Origin of the sequence: Litoreibacter sp. (assembly GCF_039974535.1) — a bacterium.
Taxonomy (GTDB): domain Bacteria; phylum Pseudomonadota; class Alphaproteobacteria; order Rhodobacterales; family Rhodobacteraceae; genus Litoreibacter.
The window spans coordinates 235,260-258,169 of sequence record NZ_JBDWIU010000012.1; the positions used below are offsets into that span (position 1 = coordinate 235,260).

Sequence of the window (22,910 nt, forward strand, 5' to 3'; positions counted from 1 at the left end):
ATCTCAGGGGCTCCATCGGTTGACCGCCTTGGCGCTCAGGCGTAAAGATCAGCGCAGCCAATACTTCTGCATGTTGTGATCATGCAGGCGAGAAGGAGACATACGTGGACGAGCTTCTACGCGAATACCTGCCCATTCTTATTTTTCTGGCAATAGCCATTGGTTTGGGATTGGTTTTGATTCTAGCCGCGGCCGTTGTCGCAGTCCGAAATCCCGACCCTGAAAAAGTCTCTGCGTATGAGTGTGGCTTTAACGCCTTCGATGACGCACGCATGAAGTTCGACGTGCGGTTCTATCTGGTGTCGATCCTCTTCATTATCTTTGACCTAGAGGTCGCGTTCCTCTTCCCTTGGGCGGTAGCCTTTAAGGATGTGGGGCTGCTGGGCTTTTGGTCCATGATGATCTTCCTCGCGGTGCTGACAATCGGCTTCGCTTACGAATGGAAAAAGGGAGCACTCGAATGGGAGTAGCAACCGGAGCAAACACCGCCAGCTGGGACAAAGAAGTCGCCACGCAAGCGTTGAACACTGAACTGCAGGACAAGGGCTTCCTTGTCACCTCGACCGAGGACATCATCAATTGGGCGCGCACCGGCTCGCTGCACTGGATGACGTTTGGTTTGGCGTGCTGCGCCGTTGAGATGATGCACACCGCCATGCCGCGCTACGACATGGAACGGTTCGGCACAGCACCGCGCGCCTCCCCACGCCAGTCGGACCTGATGATTGTGGCGGGCACGCTGACCAACAAAATGGCCCCTGCGCTGCGCAAGGTGTACGACCAAATGCCAGAACCGCGTTACGTGATCTCTATGGGATCTTGCGCGAACGGCGGCGGCTACTACCATTATTCTTACAGCGTTGTGCGTGGTTGTGATCGGATCGTGCCGGTTGACCTCTACGTGCCGGGTTGCCCACCCACAGCCGAAGCGCTGCTTTACGGTATCCTTCAGTTGCAACGCAAAATCCGTCGGACGGGGAATATCATTCGATGACTGCTGCCCTTCAAGAACTTGCAGCTCATCTAGAGCTGAAACGCCCTGACTGCGTATTGACCACCGAGATCGCATTTGGCGAGCTGACCGTGCATATCGCACCTAGCTCGCTTGAAGCGTTTTCGGAGTTTCTAAAGACCGACCGCGCTTGCCGCTTCTCCACGATGGTGGACATCACGGCGGTGGATTACCCCTCCCGCGAGGCGCGATTCGAGGTGGTTTACCACTACCTGTCGATGTACCAAAATCACCGCATCCGCGTGAAGACAGCGATCCGCGAGGACGAAATCGTGCCGTCTTTGTGCGAGGTTTACCCGGCGGCCAACTGGTTCGAGCGCGAAATTTTCGACATGTTCGGCATCATGTTCTCGAACCACCCCGATTTGCGCCGCATTTTGACCGACTACGGTTTCCGCGGCTACCCATTGCGCAAAGACTTCCCGACGACGGGCTATGTCGAGGTCCGCTACGATGAGGCCGAGAAGCGCGTTGTGTATGAGCCAGTGAAACTGGTTCAAGAATACCGCCAGTTCGACTTCATGTCGCCATGGGAAGGTGCCGAGTACATCATGCCGGGTGACGAGAAGGCTGAAGAGGGGGCGAAGGGCTAATGCCAATGTGGCTTTATCTGATCATGGCGCTACTGACGATCATCCCTTTCTGGATGTTCCTGCCAAAGTTCAACCTACCATCGTGGTTTGCGATCTTTACGATCACACCGTTCACAGTCATCCCTTTGCTGTGGGTCATGGCTTATCGCGACAAGGTTACTATTCCGGGAATTGACAAATGATGGACGGCTCCAAATTCGATGACACCCTGACGGGCGAGCAGAAGATCCGAAACTTCAACATCAACTTCGGCCCGCAGCACCCTGCGGCGCACGGCGTGTTGCGTTTGGTTCTGGAGTTGGACGGCGAGATCGTTGAGCGGTGTGACCCGCATATCGGCCTGCTGCACCGTGGGACCGAGAAGCTCATGGAGAGCCGGACTTACCTGCAAAACTTGCCGTATTTCGACCGCTTGGACTACGTGTCCCCGATGAACCAAGAGCACGCTTGGTGCTTGGCCATCGAGAAGCTGACTGGCACCGAAGTTCCACGCCGCGCATCTTTGATCCGCGTGCTGTACTCGGAAATCGGCCGTATCCTGAACCACCTGCTGAACGTGACCACGCAAGCCTTGGACGTAGGCGCACTGACGCCGCCGCTTTGGGGCTTTGAGGAACGTGAAAAGCTGATGGAATTCTACGAGCGTGCTTGTGGCGCTCGTCTGCACGCGGCTTACTTCCGTCCGGGTGGGGTTCACCAAGATCTGCCGGATGCGTTGATCGATGACATCGAGACTTGGACAACAACTTTCCCTGATGTCCTTAATGACATCGATGGCCTGCTGTCCGACAACCGTATTTTCAAGCAACGCAACGCCGACATTGGCATCGTGAGCGAGCAAGACATTCTCGATTACGGTTTCACTGGTGTGATGGTGCGCGGCTCTGGCCTCGCGTGGGATTTGCGCCGCTCGCAGCCTTATGAGTGCTACGACGAGCTTGAGTTCGAAATCCCCGTTGGCAAAAACGGCGACTGCTTTGACCGCTACCTGTGCCGCATGGAAGAGATGCGTCAATCGCTGTCGATCATGCGCCAGTGCATCGACAAACTGCGGGTGGAGAAGGGCGACGTGATGGCGCGGGGCAAGATGACCCCACCAGCGCGTGGCGAGATGAAAACTTCCATGGAAGCGCTTATTCATCATTTCAAATTATACACCGAAGGGTTCCACGTCCCTGAAGGTGAAGTCTATGCGGCGATCGAAGCCCCTAAGGGTGAGTTCGGCGTGTATCTGGTGGCGGACGGGACGAATAAGCCTTACCGCGCCAAAATTAAAGCACCTGGGTTCCTGCATTTGCAGGCTATGGATTACATGTGCAAAGGTCACCAGCTTGCTGATGTGGCCGCTATTATTGGTACGATGGACGTAGTTTTTGGAGAGATTGATCGATGAAAAAGTTTTCCGCATTCGCCGCAGTGGGCGCCTTGACCTTGAGCGCCTGCCTTCCTTCACCCGAGTTGAGTGTTGATGACATCGATTTGGGCCGTTACGCCTCCGCGATGGCGCAGGTTGGCTGCATTGATTTTGACGGCATTACACACGCTGAAATCCGCAACCTTACGGGCTGGAAAGACACCAAGCTGGACAAAGTGCAAGAAGAGGCAGTCGCCCAGCTGCAAGCGATCGAACAACCCGGCGGCGGTATCCGCTCCACCGTAGGGGCGTGCGCGTAAGCGCCGTCCTTGACGCACAGATAAAGGCTTCAGACCTCCATGCTTCGCAGACTTCACGCCGATCAGCCTGATAGCTTCGCTTTCACCCCCGCAAACCTTGCGTGGGCGGATGCGCAGATTACCAAGTATCCGGAGGGGCGTCAGGCCTCCGCGATTATCCCACTGTTGTGGCGCGCTCAGGAGCAAGAGGGCTGGCTGACCCGCCCCGCCATAGAACACGTGGCGGACAAGCTGGGCATGGCCTATATCCGCGCGTTGGAAGTGGCGACGTTCTACTTCATGTTTCAGCTGCAACCTGTCGGCTCTATCGCGCATATTCAGATTTGCGGGACGACGTCTTGCATGATCTGCGGCGCGGAAGATTTGATCGGGGTGTGCAAAGAATTGATCGCCGAGAAACCGCATGAGATTTCTGCTGACGGCAAGTTCTCGTGGGAAGAGGTCGAGTGTTTGGGTGCCTGTGCCAATGCGCCCATGGCGCAAATCGGGAAAGATTACTACGAAGACCTGAGCGCCAAGAGCTTTCGTCAGATGATTGATATGCTGTCCAAAGGTGATGTCCCTACACCGGGTTCGCAAAATGGTCGCTACGCTGCAGAGCCGCGCAAGGGTCTGACATCGTTGACGGATTTTGACAGCGGCAAGACGCAGTATAATGCGTCTGTGCAATTGGCGGCTGATATCGGCGACACGGTGAAGCGCATTGACGGAACCGAGGTTCCATTGCTGGCCCCTTGGCAACATGGCGGCAAGGGTAAGGCTAAACCCAAAGCTGAAACAAAGGCGAAGCCCGCCGCGAAGCCGAAAGCACCGGCTAAGGCGAGCGCCAAACCTGCGCCCAAAACAGCGGAAAAACCTGCTACAAAAACTGCTACAAAAACTGGGGCCAAAGCCAAGCCTGTTGCCGCTGACGGGAAACCGGAGCTTTTGAAAAAGGCACGATCCGGCGGCGCAGATGATCTGAAAATGATCAAAGGGGTAGGCCCAAAACTTGAAGGCCTTCTTCATACACTAGGCGTATTCCACTTCGATCAAGTCGCCAGCTGGCGCAAGAAAGAAGTGGAATGGGTCGACGAAAACCTAGAAGGATTCAAAGGCCGCGTTTCCCGGGACGAGTGGGTGAAGCAAGCCAAAGTGCTAGCCAAAGGTGGTGCAACGGAATTTTCAAGTCGCGTAAAAAAAGGCGACGTCTACTAGTCTGAAACAGACGGGGAGTACGAAGAATGAGAGAGAACAACACTAATCAGTCGAGCTGCAAATCAGTTTGCTGGCTCGTATCATTGGTAGCGGGCGTATTGGTCGCCGCATTGCTGATGTCGATGCGCGAATTCGGCTTTTTAGCCGCAGCTTTCTGGGGGCTCGTAACATTGATCGCTGGCGGGTTCCTGTTGAACTTGGCGTTTTGTGGCAAGTCGGAGGCCTCGACCTCCATGCCTGCGAGTAGCGATAGCTCCTCCACAACATCTGCCCCCTTGGCATCGAGCGGCGACGCGACAACGTCCTCGGCCAGTGCGTCTACATCAGCCGTCGCTTCCACGGCAGCAGCAGCCTCGACAACCCCTGCGGCGAGCAGTGAGCCGAAAGTTAAACCTTCTGCTAATTTAGAGGGCGAAGCGGACGTAGCGTCTCGCAAGGGCGAATGGAAGTACGAAGCTGACGCTGATGCCAAAGCTGACACACCAGTTAAAAAGCCTGCGGCGAAGAAAACCACCGCGAAGAAACCAGCCGCCGCGAAGAAACCGGCAGCGGCTAAGAAACCTGCAGCCAAAAAGCCTGCGGCTACGAAAACTGCGGCGAAATCCACCTCGGGTACAGCTGCGACAACCAAATCTGAACCAAAAGCTAAGTCAGCACCTAAAGCGAAGGCTGCTGAGGCGAAAGCAACCGGAAAAGCCGCTCCGAAGGCGAAGGCAGCACCTAAAGCCAAGGCCGCAACTGCTGCCAAACCAGCCGCAAAAGCGAAGACTGCTAAACCCGCTGCTGCGAAAGCTAAAGCCAAGCCAGTCGCTGCTGACGGCAAGCCAGAGCTTTTGACCAAAGCCCGTGACGGCGGCCCAGATGATCTCAAGCAGATCAAAGGCGTTGGCCCGAAATTGGAAGGCGAGCTTCACAAGCAAGGCGTGTACCACTTCGATCAAGTTGCCAGCTGGCGCAAAAAAGAAGTGGAATGGGCCGACAACAATCTTGAGGGCGTAAAAGGCCGCGTTTCCCGTGATGAATGGGTGAAGCAAGCCAAGATCTTGGCCAAAGGCGGCCAGACCGAGTTCTCGAAGAAAGTGGAAAAGGGCGGGGTCTATTGACCCCTCCTAAGACTAAACGATGAGCGGGCCCTCGCAAGAGGACCCGCGCATGGTCAAACAGGCGCGACAAGCAGCAATCGTGATTTTTGCCACGATGCTGATCTGGGTCGGGGCGCAGGTGATCGGGGGGCAGCTTGGACTGCCCGCGAAATACGCCTTCCTGTTAGACATGATGGCAGGGGCCGCGTTCATATGGGCGTTGGTTGTATTATTACGAGTGTGGCACGCCAGACAGTAGGTGCGCGACGCGACACAAGAAGATCAGACAGGACGCGAAAGCTATGCTTGCAGACAAGGACCGCATCTTTACCAACCTTTACGGGATGCATGACCGCTCCCTAAAGGGCGCGAAAGCCCGTGGGCATTGGGATGGCACCGCCGCAATCATCAAGGGCGGGCGCGACAAGATTGTCGAAGACATGAAGGCCTCGGGCTTGCGTGGCCGTGGTGGCGCGGGCTTCCCGACAGGCCTGAAGTGGTCCTTCATGCCCAAGGAAAGCGACGGTCGCCCCAGCTATTTGGTGGTGAATGCCGACGAATCTGAGCCGGGCACATGCAAAGACCGCGAAATCATGCGCCATGACCCGCATACGTTGATTGAGGGGTGCCTGATCGCCTCCTTCGCGATGAACGCGAACGCCTGCTACATCTACATTCGCGGCGAGTACATCCGCGAGAAAGAGGCGCTGCAAGCCGCCATCGACGAATGCTACGAGGCCGGCCTAGTTGGCCCGAACGCGGCCAAATCCGGCTGGGATTTCGACATTTACCTGCACCACGGGGCAGGGGCCTACATCTGCGGCGAAGAAACCGCCCTGCTGGAAAGCCTAGAGGGCAAAAAAGGCATGCCACGTATGAAGCCGCCGTTCCCTGCAGGCGCCGGTTTGTACGGCTGCCCGACCACTGTGAACAATGTGGAATCCATTGCCGTGGTGCCAACGATCCTGCGCCGTGGTGGCGATTGGTTCTCCAGCTTTGGCCGCCCGAACAACGCGGGCACCAAGCTGTTTGCGATCTCGGGCCATGTGAACAACCCATGCGTGGTCGAAGAGGCCATGTCGATCCCGTTCAAGGAGCTGATTGACCGCCACTGTGGCGGCATTCGCGGCGGCTGGTCCAACCTGAAGGCCGTGATCCCTGGTGGGTCGTCGGTGCCGATGTTGCCCGGCGAGATGATGGAAAACGATTGCATCATGGACTTTGATTGGCTGCGTGAGCAACGCTCGGGCCTAGGGACGGCCGCTGTGATTGTGATGGATCAAAACACCGACATTATCAAAGCCATCTGGCGCTTATCGAAGTTCTACAAGCACGAGTCTTGCGGGCAATGCACCCCGTGTCGTGAAGGCACGGGCTGGATGATGCGCGTGATGGACCGCTTGGTCACTGGCGAAGCAGAGGTTGAGGAAATCGATATGCTGCTCGACGTGACCAAACAGGTCGAAGGCCACACCATTTGCGCCTTGGGCGATGCGGCGGCTTGGCCGATCCAAGGTCTGGTGCGCCACTTCCGCGACGAGATCGAGGATCGTATCAAACATAAACGGACTGGCCGCGTGTCAGCAGTGGCAGCAGAATGATGCGCGCGTTTGCTTTCATCCCCGCCTTCGCTGTGCTTGCAGCATGTGTTCCAACCGGTCCGGTAACGGAAGAGGCCCCGAAAGGCCCACCGATTGAGATCGTTGAAGCTGTTCGCGCAGCTGACACGTCGCGCATCGTGATGCGCTATAAAGATGGCACTGCGATCCCTACAACTGACGAAAACCGTGCGGTGATCCGCGCGATCGAGATTGCCTGCCATGAGGGCGAGAACGCGATCCCTGACACGCGTACGCGCGCGGATGGTCTGCTGACCATCAAGGTGTTCTGCGTCGGTGTTTTGGAAACTGGCCAAGTGATTGACGGATCGGGACTGAAGACATGATCCGTACGGCTCTCATAACGGCCTTAGTGTTGACCACGGCGTCTTGTTCGACACTGGCGCGTGATAAATCTCGCGGTGCAGAGAGCGAACGAGCTTTGCCATTCAAGGCCAAGCTGTCAAAGGGCGACGACAAGCGCGATATTGCGATCTCGGTTGAAAACAAGGGTGCAGGTGTTGAAGAAGTACGTGAAAGCGTGCGCTTTGAGGCTACGAAATATTGCTTATTGAACTTTGGCGGTTCGGAAGCGGAATGGCAGGTCAGCCCTGTCAGCGACGACTGGGCCTTCACTCAAGACGGAAACAAGCTGGTGTTTAACGCGCGCTGTGTCGCGCGCTAGGATGGAATGAGAATGTCGAGCGCAATGAAAACGGGATCCGACGCCTCTGCTGCCAATTTGGCGGCCGTGTTTGCGTGCGCCGACATTGCGGAGGTGTCCAGATGATCGGGCATCACCTTGCAGAATTGAACGTCGGAAAGCTACTCGCTCCTGTGGGTGATCCGCGTGTCGCAGAGTTCATCGACAACATTGAGCGGATCAACGGTCTAGGCAAACGGATGCCTGGCTTTGTGTGGATGCTGGAAGGCTCCGGCACGCCGGGGGCGACCGAGCACGCGATTGCGGGCGATCCGCAATATGTGCCGAACCTGACCGTTTGGGAAGATGCTGCCAGCCTAGAGACATTCGTCTGGGGCACTGTGCACAAACAATTCTACGAGAAGCGCCAAGAGTGGTTTGAGGTGCTGGACAAAATGCACTTCGTCATGTGGTGGGTGCCCATCGGGCATACGCCGACTTTGGACGAGGCGCTTGAAAGACTTGAGATGCTGAACACACAGGGCGACAGCCCCGAGGCGTTTGGCTGGGACTATTTAAAAGACGCGACCATGTGGAAAACACATGGCTGCCAAGTGGCTGCGGAATGATGGATGGACGATCAAAAACGTACCCCCGACAAGAGGCGATTACTGAGGTATCTCATGTTTTGGGAGGCCGCGGATCAGAGTTGGTGTATCGAATGCAAAAAGTTTCGATCTTTTTACTGGCAAAAATGCATCCACTGCGGTTGGGAGAATCCAGCTCGTATGAGAGGTCCCAAGGGGTTTTACGGCTGGATCAAGCCAATATTGGGTGGCGTTGTCTTTGCTGCGATCATAATTTTGATTGGATGGCTAGCCGATCTAGGGCTTGGAATATGAAAGCGGGCCGGCACCTCAACAGATTGACAACTGTCATCGGACGGCGCCGTAACCTCGCGCGCCAAATACAAAAAATCGAAGGCTTAGAGCTATGAGCGACCTAAAAAAAGTAATCATCGACGGCACTGAGGTCGAATGCGACGGGGCGATGACCCTGATCCAAGCGTGTGAGCAAGCGGGCGTCGAAGTTCCGCGCTTCTGCTACCACGAGCGTCTGACGATTGCGGGCAACTGCCGCATGTGTCTGGTTGAAGTCGTCGGCGGCCCACCTAAGCCTGCGGCCTCTTGCGCGATGCAGGTACGCGATTTGCGCCCCGGTCCTGAAGGCCAACCGCCTGTGGTGAAAACCAACTCGCCTATGGTAAAAAAGGCCCGCGAAGGGGTGATGGAATTCTTGCTGATCAACCACCCGCTGGATTGCCCGATTTGTGACCAAGGTGGCGAATGCGACCTGCAAGACCAAGCGATGGCTTACGGCGTAGATTTCTCTCGCTACCGCGAACCAAAGCGCGCGACAGATGATCTGGACCTTGGCCCATTGGTTGAGACCCATATGACCCGCTGCATCTCCTGCACCCGCTGCGTGCGCTTCACCTCCGAGGTGGCTGGCATCACGCAGATGGGCCAAACGGGCCGTGGCGAAGACGCAGAGATTACATCCTATTTGGGGCAAACCCTGAATTCCAACATGCAGGGCAACATCATTGACCTTTGCCCCGTTGGCGCGTTGGTCTCCAAGCCCTACGCCTTTACCGCCCGTCCGTGGGAGCTGACCAAGACCGAAAGCATCGACGTGATGGATGCCCTCGGCTCTAACATTCGCGTGGACACGAAAGGGCGTGAAGTCATGCGCTTCTTGCCGCGTAACCATGATGGCGTGAACGAGGAATGGATTTCCGACAAATCGCGCTTTGTATGGGACGGTCTGCGTCGCCAACGTTTGGACACGCCATACATCCGCGAAAACGGCAAGCTGCGCAAAGCAGGCTGGGGCGAGGCGCTTGAAGCGGCCTCTGCCGCGATGAAGGGCAAAAAACTTGCTGGTCTCGTTGGCGATTTGGCCCCGGTTGAGGCGGCGTTCGCGCTCAAGCAATTGATTGAAGGCCAAGGCGGCGTTGTTGAATGCCGCACGGATGGGGCAAAACTGCCTGCAGGTAACCGCTCTGGGTATGCTGGTACGGCGTCTCTGTCTGATATTGATACAGCTGATAAAATTCTGCTTATTGGCACGAACCCAAGTATAGAAGCGCCTGTGTTGAACGCTCGTATTCGTAAGGCGTGGTCGCGCGGCGCTGATGTTATTGTTGTCGGCGAAAATGTCGACCTCACCTACGAATACGAACATATGGGAACGGACCGTGCTGCGCTAGCACATGTCGCCGACCTCGATATGGCGGCGCTACAAGATTTGAATTGCGTGGCAATCATTGGCCAAGGTGCGTTGCGCGAAGCGGACGGCGAAGCAGTTTTGGCAACGGTTCAAGCAATCTGCGAGAAATCTGGCGACAAGAAACTGATGATCTTGCATACCGCCGCAGGTCGTGTGGGCGCGATGGACGCGGGCTGCACCAATGACGCGGGCATGGACGGCATCAAAGACGCTGAGGTGATCTTCAATCTAGGCGCAGATGAGATCGAAATCGAAGCTGGCCCATTTGTGATCTACCAAGGCTCACACGGGGACCGCGGGGCGCATCGCGCGGATATCATTCTGCCAGGTGCCGCCTACACAGAAGAGCAAGGCTTGTTCGTGAACACCGAAGGACGCCCACAACTGGCCCTTCGCGCGGGCTTCGCGCCGGGTGAGGCGAAAGACAACTGGGCCATTCTGCGCGCCTTGTCTGCGGAGTTGGGCGAGGCATTGCCATATGACAGCTTGGCTCAATTGCGCACTGCGCTGATTGCCGATGTGCCGCATCTGGCGAATATCGACGTTGTGCCAGAGAACACTTGGACACCGTTGAAGGTTAAGAAGATGGGCAAAGCGGACTTCCGCCCCGCCTTGACGGATTTCTACCTAACCAATCCGATCGCACGCGCGTCGGAATTGATGGCAGAGCTATCGGCGAATGCCAAAGCACGGGCGAACACCCCGATGGCTGCGGAGTAACGTGACATGCGCACGCGCATATTCCTTCTGGGGGCAGCCATGCTAGCGGCCTGTACCCCAACCGAGAACCCGTCGCAGGACTATTTTGCGCCGAAGTATCTTGGCATTGAAACCAGACGGCTCGACGATGACCTCGTCAGCTTTTTGGTGCGGATGAAGGGCGCGCGGACGAATGCGGACGTTGCGGATTATGGAAAATGTGCGGCCGCACAATACGCGCTGATCCGAGGTTTCGGATTTGCACGTCATGTGCGCACAAACGTACAGGAAGAGGGTGGCCTTTGGGCCGGAGATGCGGTTTACACCATCTCGGCTGCGCTGCCCGACGGATTGCAAACAATCGACGCCGAAGTGGCCGTCGCAGAATGTGCCGAAACCGGCATACCAACAGTTTGAGGGACCATGGCTGAATTTCTTTCATCTGGACTAGGGATCGCACTGATCATCGCCGCCCAATGCTTGGCAATGATCGCTTTCGTGATGATTTCCCTGCTGTTCTTGGTTTATGGCGACCGGAAAATCTGGGCCGCCGTACAAATGCGCCGTGGGCCAAATGTTGTGGGCGTCTTTGGGCTGCTGCAATCGGTGGCTGACGCATTGAAATATGTGGTCAAGGAAATCGTTATTCCGGCGGGCGCGGATAAATTCGTGTTCATGCTAGCGCCGATGCTGGCATTTGTGCTGGCGATCATCTCTTGGGCGGTGATTCCGTTCAATGACACTTGGGTGTTGGCCGATTTGAACGTCGCTATTCTCTATGTTTTCGCCATTGGCTCTTTGGAAGTTTATGGCGTGATCATGGGCGGCTGGGCGTCGAACTCCAAATACCCGTTCCTTGGGTGTCTGCGCTCTGCAGCGCAGATGATCTCTTATGAGGTCTCAATCGGGTTGATCATCATCGGCGTTGTGCTTTCCACGGGCTCGCTGAACTTCGGCGACATCGTGCGTGCGCAAGATGGCAACTACGGCTTCTTTAGCTGGTATTGGTTGCCACATCTTCCGATGGTGTTCTTGTTCTTTATCAGCGCCTTGGCCGAAACCAACCGCCCACCGTTTGACCTTCCTGAGGCTGAATCGGAACTGGTTGCGGGCTACCAAGTTGAGTACTCCTCAACGCCGTTCCTGCTGTTCATGGCCGGTGAATACATCGCCATCTTCTTGATGTGCGCGCTGATCACCTTGCTGTTCTTTGGCGGCTGGTTGTCCCCGATCCCATTCTTGCCGGATGGTCCTTTGTGGATGGTTGGCAAAATGGCGTTCTTCTTCTTCATGTTCGCCATGGTGAAGGCCATCGTGCCGCGCTACCGCTATGATCAGTTGATGCGCATTGGCTGGAAAGTGTTCCTGCCGCTGTCGCTGGGCTGGGTCGTGCTGGTCGCATTCTTTGCTCAATTCGGTGCATTCGGCGGGGCCTATGCCCGCTGGGCAGTGGGAGGTTAAACCATGTCAGTATCTTTCGGCCGCAAGGCAAAATATTTCCTGCTGCTCGACATGTTCAAAGGCATGCAACTGGGGCTGAAGTACTTCTTCGCGCCAAAGGCCACCTTGAACTACCCGCACGAAAAAGGCCCGTTGAGCCCGCGTTTCCGCGGTGAGCATGCGTTGCGCCGCTACCCTAACGGGGAAGAACGTTGCATTGCGTGTAAATTGTGCGAAGCGGTGTGCCCTGCGCAAGCGATCACCATCGATGCAGAGCCACGCGACGACGGCTCGCGACGCACCACCCGCTACGACATCGACATGACCAAATGCATCTACTGCGGTTTCTGCCAAGAGGCCTGCCCAGTGGACGCGATTGTTGAAGGCCCGAACTTCGAGTTCGCCACCGAGACCCGCGAAGAGCTGTTCTACGACAAGGACAAGCTGCTGGCGAACGGCGAACGTTGGGAGGGTGAGATCGCTCGGAACCTAGAAATGGACGCGCCCTACAGATGATCGATAGCCTAGGCACATACGCACGCGGCAAGGAATTGTCCGAGCAGGTGAACCCCGGCATGGAGGACGCGTTACGCGCCCGCTATGACGCGCTGGTTCCCGGCTTGGCCGAAACCGTCGTGGATGTGGCTTACGGCAAATTCTATGCGCGTGGCGGGGTGGACGAAAAGACACGTCTGTTGGCCACGATCGCGGCTTTGACGGCGATGGGTTCTCAAACTCGCCCGCAGTTGAAGGTGAACATCGGCTCGGCCCGTGCCGTCGGCGCCAGTCGCGAAGAGATCTGCGAGATCATTTTCCAGATGACGCTTTACGGCGGCTTTCCCGCGATGATCAACGCGATGAATGCCGCCATCGAGGTGTTTGACGCCGAGGAGGCCGACGCATGAGCGACCAGAGCAACCCTTTTGAGGCCTTCATAAAAATGGGGCAGGACATGGCGAAAACCATGAACCCTGCGCTAGAGGCTTTCACGCCCAAGGGCTTCGAGAACATTATGCCCACCATGTCCTCAGAGATGATGGAGCAATTCATGGGTAAGGGGTTGAGCCCCGAAGGGCTTGATGCCAAGACGCGCCTATTGCTGACCCTCTCGGGGTTGACGATTCAAGGTGCTCAGGGTGAAGCCCAGATCAGACTTACCGTGCGCCACCTCGTCGAGGCGGGTGCATCGAAACAAGAGATTGCCGAAACGATTGCACAAGCGGCAATGTTTGGCGGCGTACCGGCCATGTCAAAAGCGATGGAGCTTGCGACGGAAGTGCTGGACGAAGAAGGGACAAGCTAATGGGCTTCGCTGATTTCGCATTCTACCTATTTGCCATTACGGTCGTGACCTCGGGCATGTTCGTTGTGGTGTCACGCAACCCCGTGCACTCGGTGCTGTGGTTGATCTTGGCGTTCCTATCCTCCGCTGGGCTGTTTGTTTTGCTCGGCGCGGAATTCGTCGCCATGCTGATGATCATCGTCTACGTGGGCGCGGTTGCGGTGTTGTTCCTCTTTGTGGTGATGATGCTGGATGTCGACTTCGCGGAGCTGCGCGGTGAGTTGGCGAAATTCGTACCGCTCGCAGGATTGATCGGCGTTATTTTGTTGATGGAACTGGCCTTGGTCTTCGGCGCTTGGACAGGTGCTGAGAACGCGGCTGATCTGCGCGATGCGGTTGCACCGGCATTGGAAGACACGCAGAACACGGCGGCCTTGGGCCAGCTGATCTACACCAAATACATCTACCTGTTCCAAGCGGCGGGCCTGATCCTGCTGGTCGCGATGATCGGCGCTATCGTGCTGACACTGCGCCACCGCCCAGACATCAAGCGCCAAAACGTATTGAGCCAAATCTACCGCGACCCAAGCGAGCAGATGGAGCTGAAAGACGTCAAGCCGGGGCAGGGGTTGTGATGAAAACTTCTGAGAGAAAAATCGAGACTATGTTGAAGGAAAACGCCAAATGATCGGACTTGAGCACTATCTCACCGTAGCGGCGGCCTTGTTCGTCATCGGCATTTTCGGCATCTTCGTGAACCGCAAGAACGTCATCATTATCTTGATGTCGATCGAGCTGATGCTGCTCGCGGTGAACATTAACTTCGTGGCTTTCTCCAGCTACCTCGGCGACCTCGCAGGACAGGTATTTACCTTGTTCGTGCTGACGGTTGCGGCGGCTGAGGCGGCGATTGGGCTGGCCATTTTGGTCTGCTTCTTCCGAAACCGCGGCACCATCGCCGTGGAAGACGTCAACGTGATGAAGGGCTAAGTCACTATGGAAACCATCATCCTCTTTGGTCCCCTGATCGGTGCCTTGATCTGCGGCTTCGGCTGGAAGTTCATCGGCGAGCAGGCGGGCTGTGTGATTGCCACTGGGCTGCTGTTCTTATCGGCGCTTCTGAGCTGGATCGTCTTCTTGACGTTCGACGGTACAACCGAAACCATCGAGCTGCTGCGCTGGATTCAATCTGGCACGTTGGACACCTCTTGGGCCATCCGCGTGGACCGCTTGACCGCGATCATGCTGATCGTCGTGACCACTGTATCGAGCCTCGTGCACCTGTATTCCTTTGGCTACATGGCGCATGACGAACACTTCGGCGAAGGCGTCAGTTACAAGCCGCGCTTCTTTGCGTATCTGTCGTTCTTTACCTTCACGATGCTGATGCTGGTGACCTCTGACAACTTGGTTCAGATGTTCTTTGGCTGGGAAGGTGTGGGCGTCGCGTCCTACTTGCTGATCGGTTTCTACTACAAAAAGCCGTCCGCAAATGCCGCTGCCATCAAAGCCTTCGTGGTAAACCGCGTCGGCGACTTTGGCTTCGCGCTTGGTATCTTCGGGCTGTTCTATCTGACCGACAGCATCAACTTTTCGGATGTTTTCGCAGCCACCCCTGAGCTGGCTGAGACGCAGTTGCACTTCTTGTGGACTGACTGGAACGCGGCGAACTTGTTGGCTTTCTTGTTGTTCATCGGCGCGATGGGCAAATCGGCACAATTGTTCCTACACACTTGGTTGCCCGACGCGATGGAAGGCCCGACGCCTGTGTCGGCCTTGATCCACGCCGCGACCATGGTGACGGCTGGTGTCTTCCTTGTGTGCCGCATGTCGCCTCTGATGGAATTCGCACCGGACGCCAAGTCGTTTATCGTGGTGATGGGGGCGACGACTGCCTTCTTCGCAGCGACAGTGGGCCTTGTGCAAAACGACATCAAGCGCGTGATTGCATATTCGACCTGCTCGCAGCTGGGCTACATGTTCGTTGCAGCTGGTGTTGGCGTCTACTCGGTCGCGATGTTCCACCTTCTGACACACGCCTTCTTCAAGGCGATGTTGTTCCTTGGCGCAGGCTCGGTGATCCACGCGATGCACCACGAGCAAGACATGCGTAACTACGGCAACCTGCGTAAGAAGATCCCGCTGACCTTCTGGGCGATGATGATCGGCACCTTGGCAATCACGGGGGTTGGCATTCCGCTGACCCACATCGGCTTTGCGGGCTTCCTGTCCAAAGATGCGATCATCGAGAGCGCATGGGGCGGCGGGTCTGGCTACGCCTTCTGGTTGCTGGTTATCGCGGCTGTGTTCACGTCGTTCTACTCGTGGCGTCTGATGTTCATGACGTTCTACGGCACGGAGCGCGGCGACAAGCACACGCATGAGCACGCGCATGAAAGCCCGATGGTTATGTTGGTGCCTCTTGGGGTGCTGGCTGTGGGCGCAGTCTTCGCGGGCATGGTGTTCTTCAAGCCATTCTTCGGCGACCACCACGATGTGGAGAAGTTCTTCGGCATGACCCAAGGCGAGCACCACGCATTGGTTGATCCAAACACACTGAGCATGGCAGCGGTTGCTGCTGGCACCGACGACGGACATGACGATCACGCCGATGAGAGTGATCACGGTGAGCCGCAAGTCCCAGGGCAGGGCGCTATCTACATGGGCGTCGACAACCACACGATGGACAACGCACACCACGCCCCGAACTGGGTTAAGGTCGCACCGTTCATTGCGATGTTAATCGGCTTCTTCACTGCTTGGTTGTTCTACATCAAGAACCCAAGCCTGCCGGGTCGTTTGGCCAAGAACCAGAAGCACCTCTACCAGTTCTTGCTGAACAAATGGTACTTCGACGAGCTGTATGACTTTATCTTCATCCGCCCGGCCAAATGGCTTGGCAACTTCTTGTGGACCCGCGGCGACGGCAACGTCATCGACGGCTCGATCAACGGGGTTGCACTGGGTGCCGTGCCGTTCCTGACCCGCCTTGCTGGTCGTGCGCAATCGGGCTTCATGTTCCACTACGCTTTCGCAATGGTGATTGGCGTGGTTCTAATTATCACTTGGTTCGCAGTTGGCGGCCCAACAATTGAGACTGGCGTCGGGGGCGGTCACTAATGGACAACTTACTTTCCGTTATCACCTTCACGCCGCTGGTTGCGGCGCTGATATTGGCCGTGTTCCTGCGCGGCGATGATGAAGCCTCGCAACGCAACGCCAAGTGGCTGGCGCTGATTGCGACTGGCGTGACTTTCTTGCTGTCGATCTTTGTCTACACCGGCTTTGACGCCGCCAACACGGGCTTTCAGTTCGTAGAGGAACGCGACTGGCTGGTGGGCCTGAAGTACAAGATGGGCGTTGACGGCATTTCCGTCACCTTCGTTTTGCTGACCACATTCCTGATGCCGCTGGTCATTGCCAGCTGCTGGGATGTGAAGACGCGGGTGAAGGACTATATGATCGCCTTCTTGCTGCTCGAGACCTTGATGCTTGGCGTGTTCTGCGCGCTGGACCTGATCTTGTTCTACCTCTTCTTTGAGGCGGGGCTGATCCCGATGTTCTTGATTATTGGTATCTGGGGCGGGGCGAACCGCATCTACGCGTCGTTCAAGTTCTTCCTCTACACGCTGCTTGGCTCCGTGCTGATGCTGGTTGCCATGATTGCCATGTATATGGACGCAGGCACCACGGACATTCCGAGCTTACTGACACATACTTTCGCATCCGAGAGCTTTAGCATTGCAGGCGTCACCATCGTGGGTGGGTTGCAGACTTTGATGTTCTTGGCATTCTTCGCCAGCTTCGCGGTGAAAATGCCGATGTGGCCCGTTCACACGTGGTTGCCTGACGCGCACGTTCAAGCGCCGACCGCTGGCTCCGTTGTTCTGGCGGCGATCTTGCTGAAGATGGGCGGTTACGGCTTCTTGCGCTTCTCGCTGCCGATGTTCCCCGTTGGGGCGGACGTCATGGCGAGCTATGTTTTGTGGCTCTCCGCCATTGCGATTATCTACACGTCGCTGGTGGCCCTTGTGCAGTCGGACATGAAGAAACTGATTGCTTATTCATCGGTGGCCCACATGGGCTACGTGACCATGGGCATTTTCGCGGCGAACCAGCAAGGCGTTGACGGCGCGATCTTCCAGATGATTTCCCACGGGTTCATCTCGGGGGCGTTGTTCCTTTGCGTGGGCGTGATCTACGACCGCATGCACACCCGCGAGATCGACGCTTACGGCGGCCTTGTGAACAAGATGCCCGCTTACGCGCTGATCTTCATGTTCTTCACGATGGCCAATGTTGGCTTGCCGGGGACCTCGGGCTTTGTCGGTGAATTCTTGACGCTGATGGGCGTGTTCCAAGTCAACACTTGGGTGGCGATGTTTGCGACCACTGGTGTGATCTTGTCGGCAGCCTACGGGCTGTGGCTCTACCGCCGCGTCGTCATGGGGGACCTGATTAAGGAAAGCCTGAAGTCGATCACCGACATGACAACACGTGAGCGTGCGATCTTTGCACCATTGGTCATCATGACCATTCTGCTGGGTGTCTACCCCGCGTTGGTGCTGGACCTGATCGGGCCAAGCGTAGAAGCGCTGGTCTCCAACTATGATACTGCGTTGCTAGACGGCGGCGTGACCACGGCTGTGGCCGGACACTAAGGACGGATAAGATGATCCAAGCTGACCTGAATATCGTTCTGCCCGAAGTCTTGCTGGCGCTTTTCGCCATGCTGGCGCTGCTGGGTGGGGTCTATACGACCAAGGATAAATCCGCGCCACTGGTGCTTTGGGCCACGAGCATAGTGTTTGTCGCACTTGCCGCGTGGATTGGCATCAACGGTGGGGGGGCAAACGAAGCCTTCGACGGCGCCTTTGTGGATGACGGCTTCTCGCGCTTCGCCAAGGTGACGATCCTGCTGTCAGCTGCTGCGATCTTGCTGCTCAGCCAAGATTATATGACCCGCCACGGGTTGTTCCGCTTTGAGTACCCGATCCTTGTTGCCCTGTCTGTTGTGGGCATGATGATGATGGTCTCTGCGGGCGACTTGATGGCGCTATACATGGGGTTGGAGCTGCAATCCTTGGCGCTTTACGTTGTGGCCTCCCTGCGCCGCGACTCGGCGAAGTCCACTGAGGCTGGCTTGAAGTATTTCGTGCTGGGGGCGCTATCCTCGGGCATGCTGCTTTATGGTGCGTCGCTGGTTTACGGCTACGCTGGTACGACATTGTTTGCGGGCATCTATTCCACCGTACATGCGGGCGATGTCTCGCTTGGCCTGCTGTTTGGCTTGGTCTTCGTGGTCGCTGGTTTGGCCTTCAAGGTGTCAGCCGCGCCTTTCCACATGTGGACCCCTGACGTATACGAGGGCTCGCCCACACCGATCACAGCCTTCTTCGCGACGGCCCCGAAAGTGGCGGCGATGGGCTTGTTTGCTCGCGTTGTGCACGATGCATTTGGCGGCGCGGTTGCTGACTGGTCCCAGATCGTGGCGTTCTTGTCGATTGCCTCCATGTTCCTTGGCGCGATTGCAGCCATTGGCCAGCGCGACATCAAGCGCCTGATGGCCTATTCCTCCATTGCGCATATGGGCTTTGCCTTGATGGGCTTGGCGTCGGGCACGGCAGAAGGCGTGCAGGCGATGCTGATCTATATGGCGATCTATGTGACCATGAATATCGGCACCTTCGCCTTCATCTTGTCGATGGAGAAGGACGGCCAGCCGGTGACTGACATCGACGCGCTGCAAAATTACTCCAAGAAAGAGCCGTTGCGCGCCTTGGCGATGTTGGTCTTGATGTTCTCGCTGGCGGGTATACCGCCGATGGTGGGCTTCTTCGGGAAGTTCTACGTCCTAAAAGCCGCTGTTGACGCCAACATGGCATGGCTGGCTGTGGCAGGTGTGGTCGCTTCCGTTATTGGTGCATTCTACTACCTGCGGGTCATCTATTACATGTACTTTGGCGAAGAGCGTGACGAGCTGAACGGCTCCATGCCGATGGTCAATTGGCTGTTCTTGATGGGCTCCGCGGCGGTGATGTTGGTGGGCGTTATCAACCTGTTCGGCATTGAGGGCTTGGCGATGGCTGCCGCTGGTGCACTTGTCCACTAAGTGGCCGGAAGGCTATGGGTTGATCACGCTGGAGAGCGTGGACAGCACCATGGCGGAAGCAAACCGTCGGGCCGGAACATTGGCTGGCCCGACATGGATCATCGCCAAAGAGCAGACCGCCGCACATGGTCGCCGTGGTCGCACATGGTCAAACCCCAAGGGTAACTTCGCGGGCACCTTGGTACTGCATCCCAAAGAACCTCCTGAGCTGGTCTCGCTACGCTCCTTCGTGGCGGCACTCGCCCTGTTTGACACCTGCGTGGCGCTGACGGGGCGGGCGGAAGCGTTCACGCTTAAGTGGCCCAACGATGTGCTGCTACACGGCGGCAAGCTGGCGGGCATTTTGCTGGCGAGCGCGGGGCAGGGTGGCTCCCTTGATAGTCTTGCCATTGGGATAGGGGTGAACCTTAAGGACGCCCCGGATACGGCCGATCTCGAGCAACGTGCAGTTGCTCCGGTCAGCTTACAATGCGTCGGTGCCTCGGTAGATGCGGAGGACTTCGGATTGGAGTTGGCCGCGGCATATGCGCGTTGGGAAATTCAATTCACCACCTTCGGCTTCGCCCCCATCCGCGAGGCATGGCTGGCTAAAGCCGCGCGATTGGGTGAGGTGATCACTGCACGCACGGTTCGCGATGAATTCACCGGTACGTTTGATGGGATCGATGCCTCCGGTAACCTGATCCTACGCACACCCAAAGGTGTGGAAGCCATTGCCGCAGCTGACGTGTATTTTCAGTGAATCGGTGTGCTTTGACCCTGTACGCAATGGGGTATATGCACGGGGCAAGAAATAAGGGCTAAAACATGCTACTGGCGATCGACTGCGGAAACACCAACACCGTGTTCTCCATCTGGGATGGGGAGCAGTTTATCGCGACGTGGCGCACCTCAACCGAATGGCAGCGTACGGCGGATCAGTATTACGTTTGGCTGTCGACCCTGATGCGGTTCGAGAAGATCGACGTTGAGATCACGGAAGTGATCATTTCCTCCACCGTGCCGCGAGTTGTCTTTAACCTGCGGGTGTTCACAGACCGCTATTTCAACACGCGCCCGCTTGTGGTGGGCAAAGACGGCTGCGAGCTGCCTGTGGATGTACGCGTGGACGAAGGCACGGCAGTTGGCCCCGACCGGCTTGTGAACACCGTCGCAGGGCATGACCTGTTTGGCGGCGACCTGATCGTCGTGGATTTCGGCACCGCGACCACCTTTGATGTGGTTGATAGCGACGGGGCCTATATCGGCGGTGTGATCGCGCCGGGGGTGAACCTGAGCTTGGAGGCGCTGCACCAAGCGGCTGCGGCGTTACCACACGTCGATATTACCAAGCCACAAGCAGTAATCGGTACGAATACGGTTGCGTGCATGCAGTCGGGTGTGTTCTGGGGCTATATCGGCCTGATCAAAGAGATCTGCGCCCGCATCAAAGCCGAGCGCGGCCGCGATATGAAAGTAATTTCCACCGGGGGGTTGGCGCCGCTGTTTCAGCAGGCAGACGCCCTATTTGATGAATTCGACGATGATCTGACCATGCATGGGCTGGTGGTCATCAATACGCACAATAGAAAGAATAGCTAAAAATGGCAGGCGAACGATTGGTCTACCTTCCCCTTGGCGGGGCGGGCGAAGTCGGCATGAACATGTATCTCTACGGCTACGGGAAACCGGGCAAAGAGCGTTTCATCTTGGTCGACATGGGCGTGACCTTCCCGGACATGGACAGCACCCCTGGTGTTGATCTGATTTTCCCAGACATCGAATGGATCGCGGACCGCGCCAAGCGGTTGGACGGCATCTTTATCACCCACGCGCATGAAGACCACGTCGGCGCTGTGGGGCATCTGTATAGCCGCCTTAAGGCTCCGATCTACACCCGCAAATTCACCGGCCATATCGCCGCGCTGAAAATGGCCGAGCATGGCTATGACGGCTCCGAGATCAATGTGATCGGGGCGATGCCCGAGCAGATTCAGGTCGGTGATTTCAAAGTGGGCTTCATGCCCATTTCGCACTCGATCCCTGAAAGTGCTGGATTGGTCATCGATACGCCTGACGGGCGGGTGGTTCACTCTGGCGACTTTAAGATCGACGAGACACCTGTTCTGGGCGAGCCGTTTGATCGCGAGGCTTGGGCGGCTTTGGCGCCGGTCAAGGCGTTGATCTGCGACTCGACCAATGTGTTCTCGCGCCACGAAGGCCGCTCCGAGGCAACCGTAGGCCCGAACATCGTACCATTGGTCCGCGAGGCCACGGGCATGGTTGTGGCGACGACATTCGCGTCCAACATCGCACGGGTGAAGACCTTGGCCGAAGCTGGTCGTGAGGCAGGGCGCTCGGTTTGCCTGATGGGCCGTTCCATGCAGCGCATGGTGAAGGCTGGGATCGAGACGGGCGTGGTCACCGACTTCCCGCCCTACATCTTGCCCGAAGAGGCCCGCGACGTGCCGCGCGAAAACCTGCTGATCTTGGCCACAGGATCCCAAGGCGAGCGCCGCGCCGCCACCGCGCAACTGTCGCGTGGCAAGTTCCTTGGCATATCCTTGCGCGAAGGGGACACGGTCCTGTTCTCGTCCAAGACCATTCCGGGAAATGAGACCTCCGTTGGCCAAATCGTCAACAACTTCAGTGAGATGGGCGTCGATGTGATCGACGACAAGATGGCGGATATTCACGTATCTGGTCACGCGAACCGTCCTGATTTGGAAGAAATGCACCGTCTGGTGAAGCCGCAAATCTTGATCCCGAACCACGGGGAGCACCGGATGCTGCGCGAGCATGCCAAGATCGGTGAGGCCAATGGCATCGCCTCTGTAGTGGCACCAAATGGCACAATGGTGTCGCTGTCCGGTAACCGCCCTGAGGTGGTTGAGTTTATCGAGACGGGTCGTTTGTACCTAGATGGCTCTGTCCAGATCGGGGCTTTGGACGGGGTCGTGCGTGACCGTATCCGCATGGCTCTGAACGGGCAGGTGGTGATTGGCATTTTGATCGACGAAGAGGATGATCCGCTGTCTGATGCGTGGTGTGAGCTTCGCGGCCTGCCAGAGACGGGCAAATCCCGCGCGCCGTTGCAAGACATCTTGGAGGAAGAGGTGGGCCAGTTCCTTGGCCGCGCCAATGCCAAGACCGTTGCCAATGACGACAAGCTGGAAGAGCAGATCAAGCGGATCGTGCGCCAGACCTCCCAAAAGGAAATTGGCAAGAAGCCCGAAGTGGTTGTGCTGATTTCAAGATTGGCGGCCTAAGTCTCTTAGACATAGCTTACAAAAAAGCCCCCGAAGCT

27 protein-coding genes are annotated in these 22,910 nt (G+C 56.9%); all 27 read left to right on the top strand.

The annotated features are described in order from the left end of the window. The first annotated feature begins 104 nt into the window (after positions 1-104). The 27 genes from ABJN86_RS14105 (at position 105) to ABJN86_RS14235 (ending at position 22,872) form a co-directional block, all read left to right on the top strand. Positions 105-470: an NADH-quinone oxidoreductase subunit A gene (locus tag ABJN86_RS14105; RefSeq protein ID WP_348363399.1), complete on the top strand. Its 366-nt coding sequence runs from the start codon at positions 105-107 to the stop codon at positions 468-470. Continuing rightward, positions 461-994 carry an NADH-quinone oxidoreductase subunit B family protein gene (locus ABJN86_RS14110; protein ID WP_348363397.1) on the top strand — a complete coding sequence of 178 codons (534 nt, stop codon included), beginning with the start codon at positions 461-463 and terminating at the stop codon, positions 992-994. The genes ABJN86_RS14105 and ABJN86_RS14110 overlap by 10 nt, the downstream gene beginning before the upstream one ends. Then, positions 991-1,605 (top strand): NADH-quinone oxidoreductase subunit C, encoded by a 615-nt coding sequence (locus tag ABJN86_RS14115; RefSeq protein WP_348363396.1) that lies wholly within the window; start codon positions 991-993, stop codon positions 1,603-1,605. The genes ABJN86_RS14110 and ABJN86_RS14115 overlap by 4 nt, the downstream gene beginning before the upstream one ends. Before the next feature lie 5 nt (positions 1,606-1,610). Further along, positions 1,611-1,787, top strand: a complete 177-nt coding sequence (locus ABJN86_RS14120) for a hypothetical protein (RefSeq protein WP_348377726.1) — start codon at positions 1,611-1,613, stop codon at positions 1,785-1,787. Then, positions 1,787-2,998 carry an NADH-quinone oxidoreductase subunit D gene (locus tag ABJN86_RS14125; protein WP_348363776.1) on the top strand — a complete coding sequence of 404 codons (1,212 nt, stop codon included), beginning with the start codon at positions 1,787-1,789 and terminating at the stop codon, positions 2,996-2,998. The genes ABJN86_RS14120 and ABJN86_RS14125 overlap by 1 nt, the downstream gene beginning before the upstream one ends. After that, positions 2,995-3,279 (top strand): hypothetical protein, encoded by a 285-nt coding sequence (locus tag ABJN86_RS14130; protein WP_348363393.1) that lies wholly within the window; start codon positions 2,995-2,997, stop codon positions 3,277-3,279. Before ABJN86_RS14125 ends, ABJN86_RS14130 begins: the two co-directional genes overlap by 4 nt. 39 nt (positions 3,280-3,318) lie before the next feature. Next, a complete protein-coding gene (locus tag ABJN86_RS14135) occupies positions 3,319-4,476 on the top strand; it encodes an NADH-quinone oxidoreductase subunit E (protein WP_348363392.1) in 1,158 nt (385 codons plus the stop codon). 26 nt (positions 4,477-4,502) lie between these two features. Next, positions 4,503-5,579 (top strand): hypothetical protein, encoded by a 1,077-nt coding sequence (locus ABJN86_RS14140; RefSeq protein ID WP_348363390.1) that lies wholly within the window; start codon positions 4,503-4,505, stop codon positions 5,577-5,579. A gap of 19 nt (positions 5,580-5,598) precedes the next feature. Next, a complete protein-coding gene (locus ABJN86_RS14145; RefSeq protein ID WP_348363389.1) occupies positions 5,599-5,817 on the top strand; it encodes a DUF5337 domain-containing protein in 219 nt (72 codons plus the stop codon). A gap of 43 nt (positions 5,818-5,860) precedes the next feature. Further along, entirely contained in the window at positions 5,861-7,159 is a 1,299-nt protein-coding gene (gene nuoF, locus ABJN86_RS14150; RefSeq protein ID WP_348363387.1) for an NADH-quinone oxidoreductase subunit NuoF, read from the top strand. Beyond that, on the top strand, positions 7,156-7,503 hold the full coding sequence (locus tag ABJN86_RS14155; RefSeq protein WP_348363386.1) for a hypothetical protein: 348 nt from the start codon (positions 7,156-7,158) through the stop codon (positions 7,501-7,503). Before nuoF ends, ABJN86_RS14155 begins: the two co-directional genes overlap by 4 nt. After that, a complete protein-coding gene (locus tag ABJN86_RS14160) occupies positions 7,500-7,841 on the top strand; it encodes a hypothetical protein (protein WP_348363385.1) in 342 nt (113 codons plus the stop codon). The genes ABJN86_RS14155 and ABJN86_RS14160 overlap by 4 nt, the downstream gene beginning before the upstream one ends. A gap of 101 nt (positions 7,842-7,942) precedes the next feature. Continuing rightward, positions 7,943-8,428: a DUF3291 domain-containing protein gene (locus ABJN86_RS14165; protein ID WP_348363384.1), complete on the top strand. Its 486-nt coding sequence runs from the start codon at positions 7,943-7,945 to the stop codon at positions 8,426-8,428. Positions 8,429-8,792: 364 nt separating this feature from the next. Beyond that, positions 8,793-10,811, top strand: a complete 2,019-nt coding sequence (gene nuoG / locus ABJN86_RS14170; RefSeq protein WP_348363382.1) for an NADH-quinone oxidoreductase subunit NuoG — start codon at positions 8,793-8,795, stop codon at positions 10,809-10,811. A gap of 6 nt (positions 10,812-10,817) precedes the next feature. Beyond that, a complete protein-coding gene (locus tag ABJN86_RS14175; protein ID WP_348363381.1) occupies positions 10,818-11,207 on the top strand; it encodes a hypothetical protein in 390 nt (129 codons plus the stop codon). A 6-nt stretch (positions 11,208-11,213) separates the two neighbouring features. Continuing rightward, positions 11,214-12,251: an NADH-quinone oxidoreductase subunit NuoH gene (nuoH, locus tag ABJN86_RS14180; RefSeq protein WP_348363379.1), complete on the top strand. Its 1,038-nt coding sequence runs from the start codon at positions 11,214-11,216 to the stop codon at positions 12,249-12,251. A gap of 3 nt (positions 12,252-12,254) precedes the next feature. After that, a complete protein-coding gene (gene nuoI, locus ABJN86_RS14185; RefSeq protein WP_298257133.1) occupies positions 12,255-12,746 on the top strand; it encodes an NADH-quinone oxidoreductase subunit NuoI in 492 nt (163 codons plus the stop codon). Further along, a complete protein-coding gene (locus ABJN86_RS14190) occupies positions 12,743-13,135 on the top strand; it encodes a carboxymuconolactone decarboxylase family protein (RefSeq protein ID WP_348363378.1) in 393 nt (130 codons plus the stop codon). Before nuoI ends, ABJN86_RS14190 begins: the two co-directional genes overlap by 4 nt. Next, positions 13,132-13,533, top strand: a complete 402-nt coding sequence (locus ABJN86_RS14195) for a carboxymuconolactone decarboxylase family protein (protein WP_348363376.1) — start codon at positions 13,132-13,134, stop codon at positions 13,531-13,533. The genes ABJN86_RS14190 and ABJN86_RS14195 overlap by 4 nt, the downstream gene beginning before the upstream one ends. Next, a complete protein-coding gene (locus tag ABJN86_RS14200; RefSeq protein WP_348363375.1) occupies positions 13,533-14,147 on the top strand; it encodes an NADH-quinone oxidoreductase subunit J in 615 nt (204 codons plus the stop codon). Before ABJN86_RS14195 ends, ABJN86_RS14200 begins: the two co-directional genes overlap by 1 nt. 49 nt (positions 14,148-14,196) lie before the next feature. Continuing rightward, on the top strand, positions 14,197-14,502 hold the full coding sequence (nuoK, locus tag ABJN86_RS14205) for an NADH-quinone oxidoreductase subunit NuoK (protein ID WP_348363374.1): 306 nt from the start codon (positions 14,197-14,199) through the stop codon (positions 14,500-14,502). Positions 14,503-14,508: 6 nt separating this feature from the next. Further along, positions 14,509-16,632, top strand: coding sequence for an NADH-quinone oxidoreductase subunit L (gene nuoL, locus ABJN86_RS14210; protein ID WP_348363373.1), 2,124 nt, complete (start codon positions 14,509-14,511; stop codon positions 16,630-16,632). Next, positions 16,632-18,173 carry an NADH-quinone oxidoreductase subunit M gene (locus ABJN86_RS14215; protein ID WP_348363371.1) on the top strand — a complete coding sequence of 514 codons (1,542 nt, stop codon included), beginning with the start codon at positions 16,632-16,634 and terminating at the stop codon, positions 18,171-18,173. Before nuoL ends, ABJN86_RS14215 begins: the two co-directional genes overlap by 1 nt. Positions 18,174-18,184: 11 nt before the next feature. Beyond that, complete coding sequence (gene nuoN / locus ABJN86_RS14220; protein ID WP_348363369.1) at positions 18,185-19,624, top strand: NADH-quinone oxidoreductase subunit NuoN; 1,440 nt, start codon at positions 18,185-18,187, stop codon at positions 19,622-19,624. Further along, on the top strand, positions 19,608-20,366 hold the full coding sequence (locus ABJN86_RS14225) for a biotin--[acetyl-CoA-carboxylase] ligase (protein ID WP_348363368.1): 759 nt from the start codon (positions 19,608-19,610) through the stop codon (positions 20,364-20,366). The genes nuoN and ABJN86_RS14225 overlap by 17 nt, the downstream gene beginning before the upstream one ends. Positions 20,367-20,431: 65 nt before the next feature. Further along, positions 20,432-21,205, top strand: a complete 774-nt coding sequence (locus ABJN86_RS14230; RefSeq protein ID WP_348363367.1) for a type III pantothenate kinase — start codon at positions 20,432-20,434, stop codon at positions 21,203-21,205. Positions 21,206-21,207: 2 nt separating this feature from the next. Then, on the top strand, positions 21,208-22,872 hold the full coding sequence (locus ABJN86_RS14235) for a ribonuclease J (protein WP_348363366.1): 1,665 nt from the start codon (positions 21,208-21,210) through the stop codon (positions 22,870-22,872). The last annotated feature ends 38 nt before the right edge of the window (positions 22,873-22,910 follow it).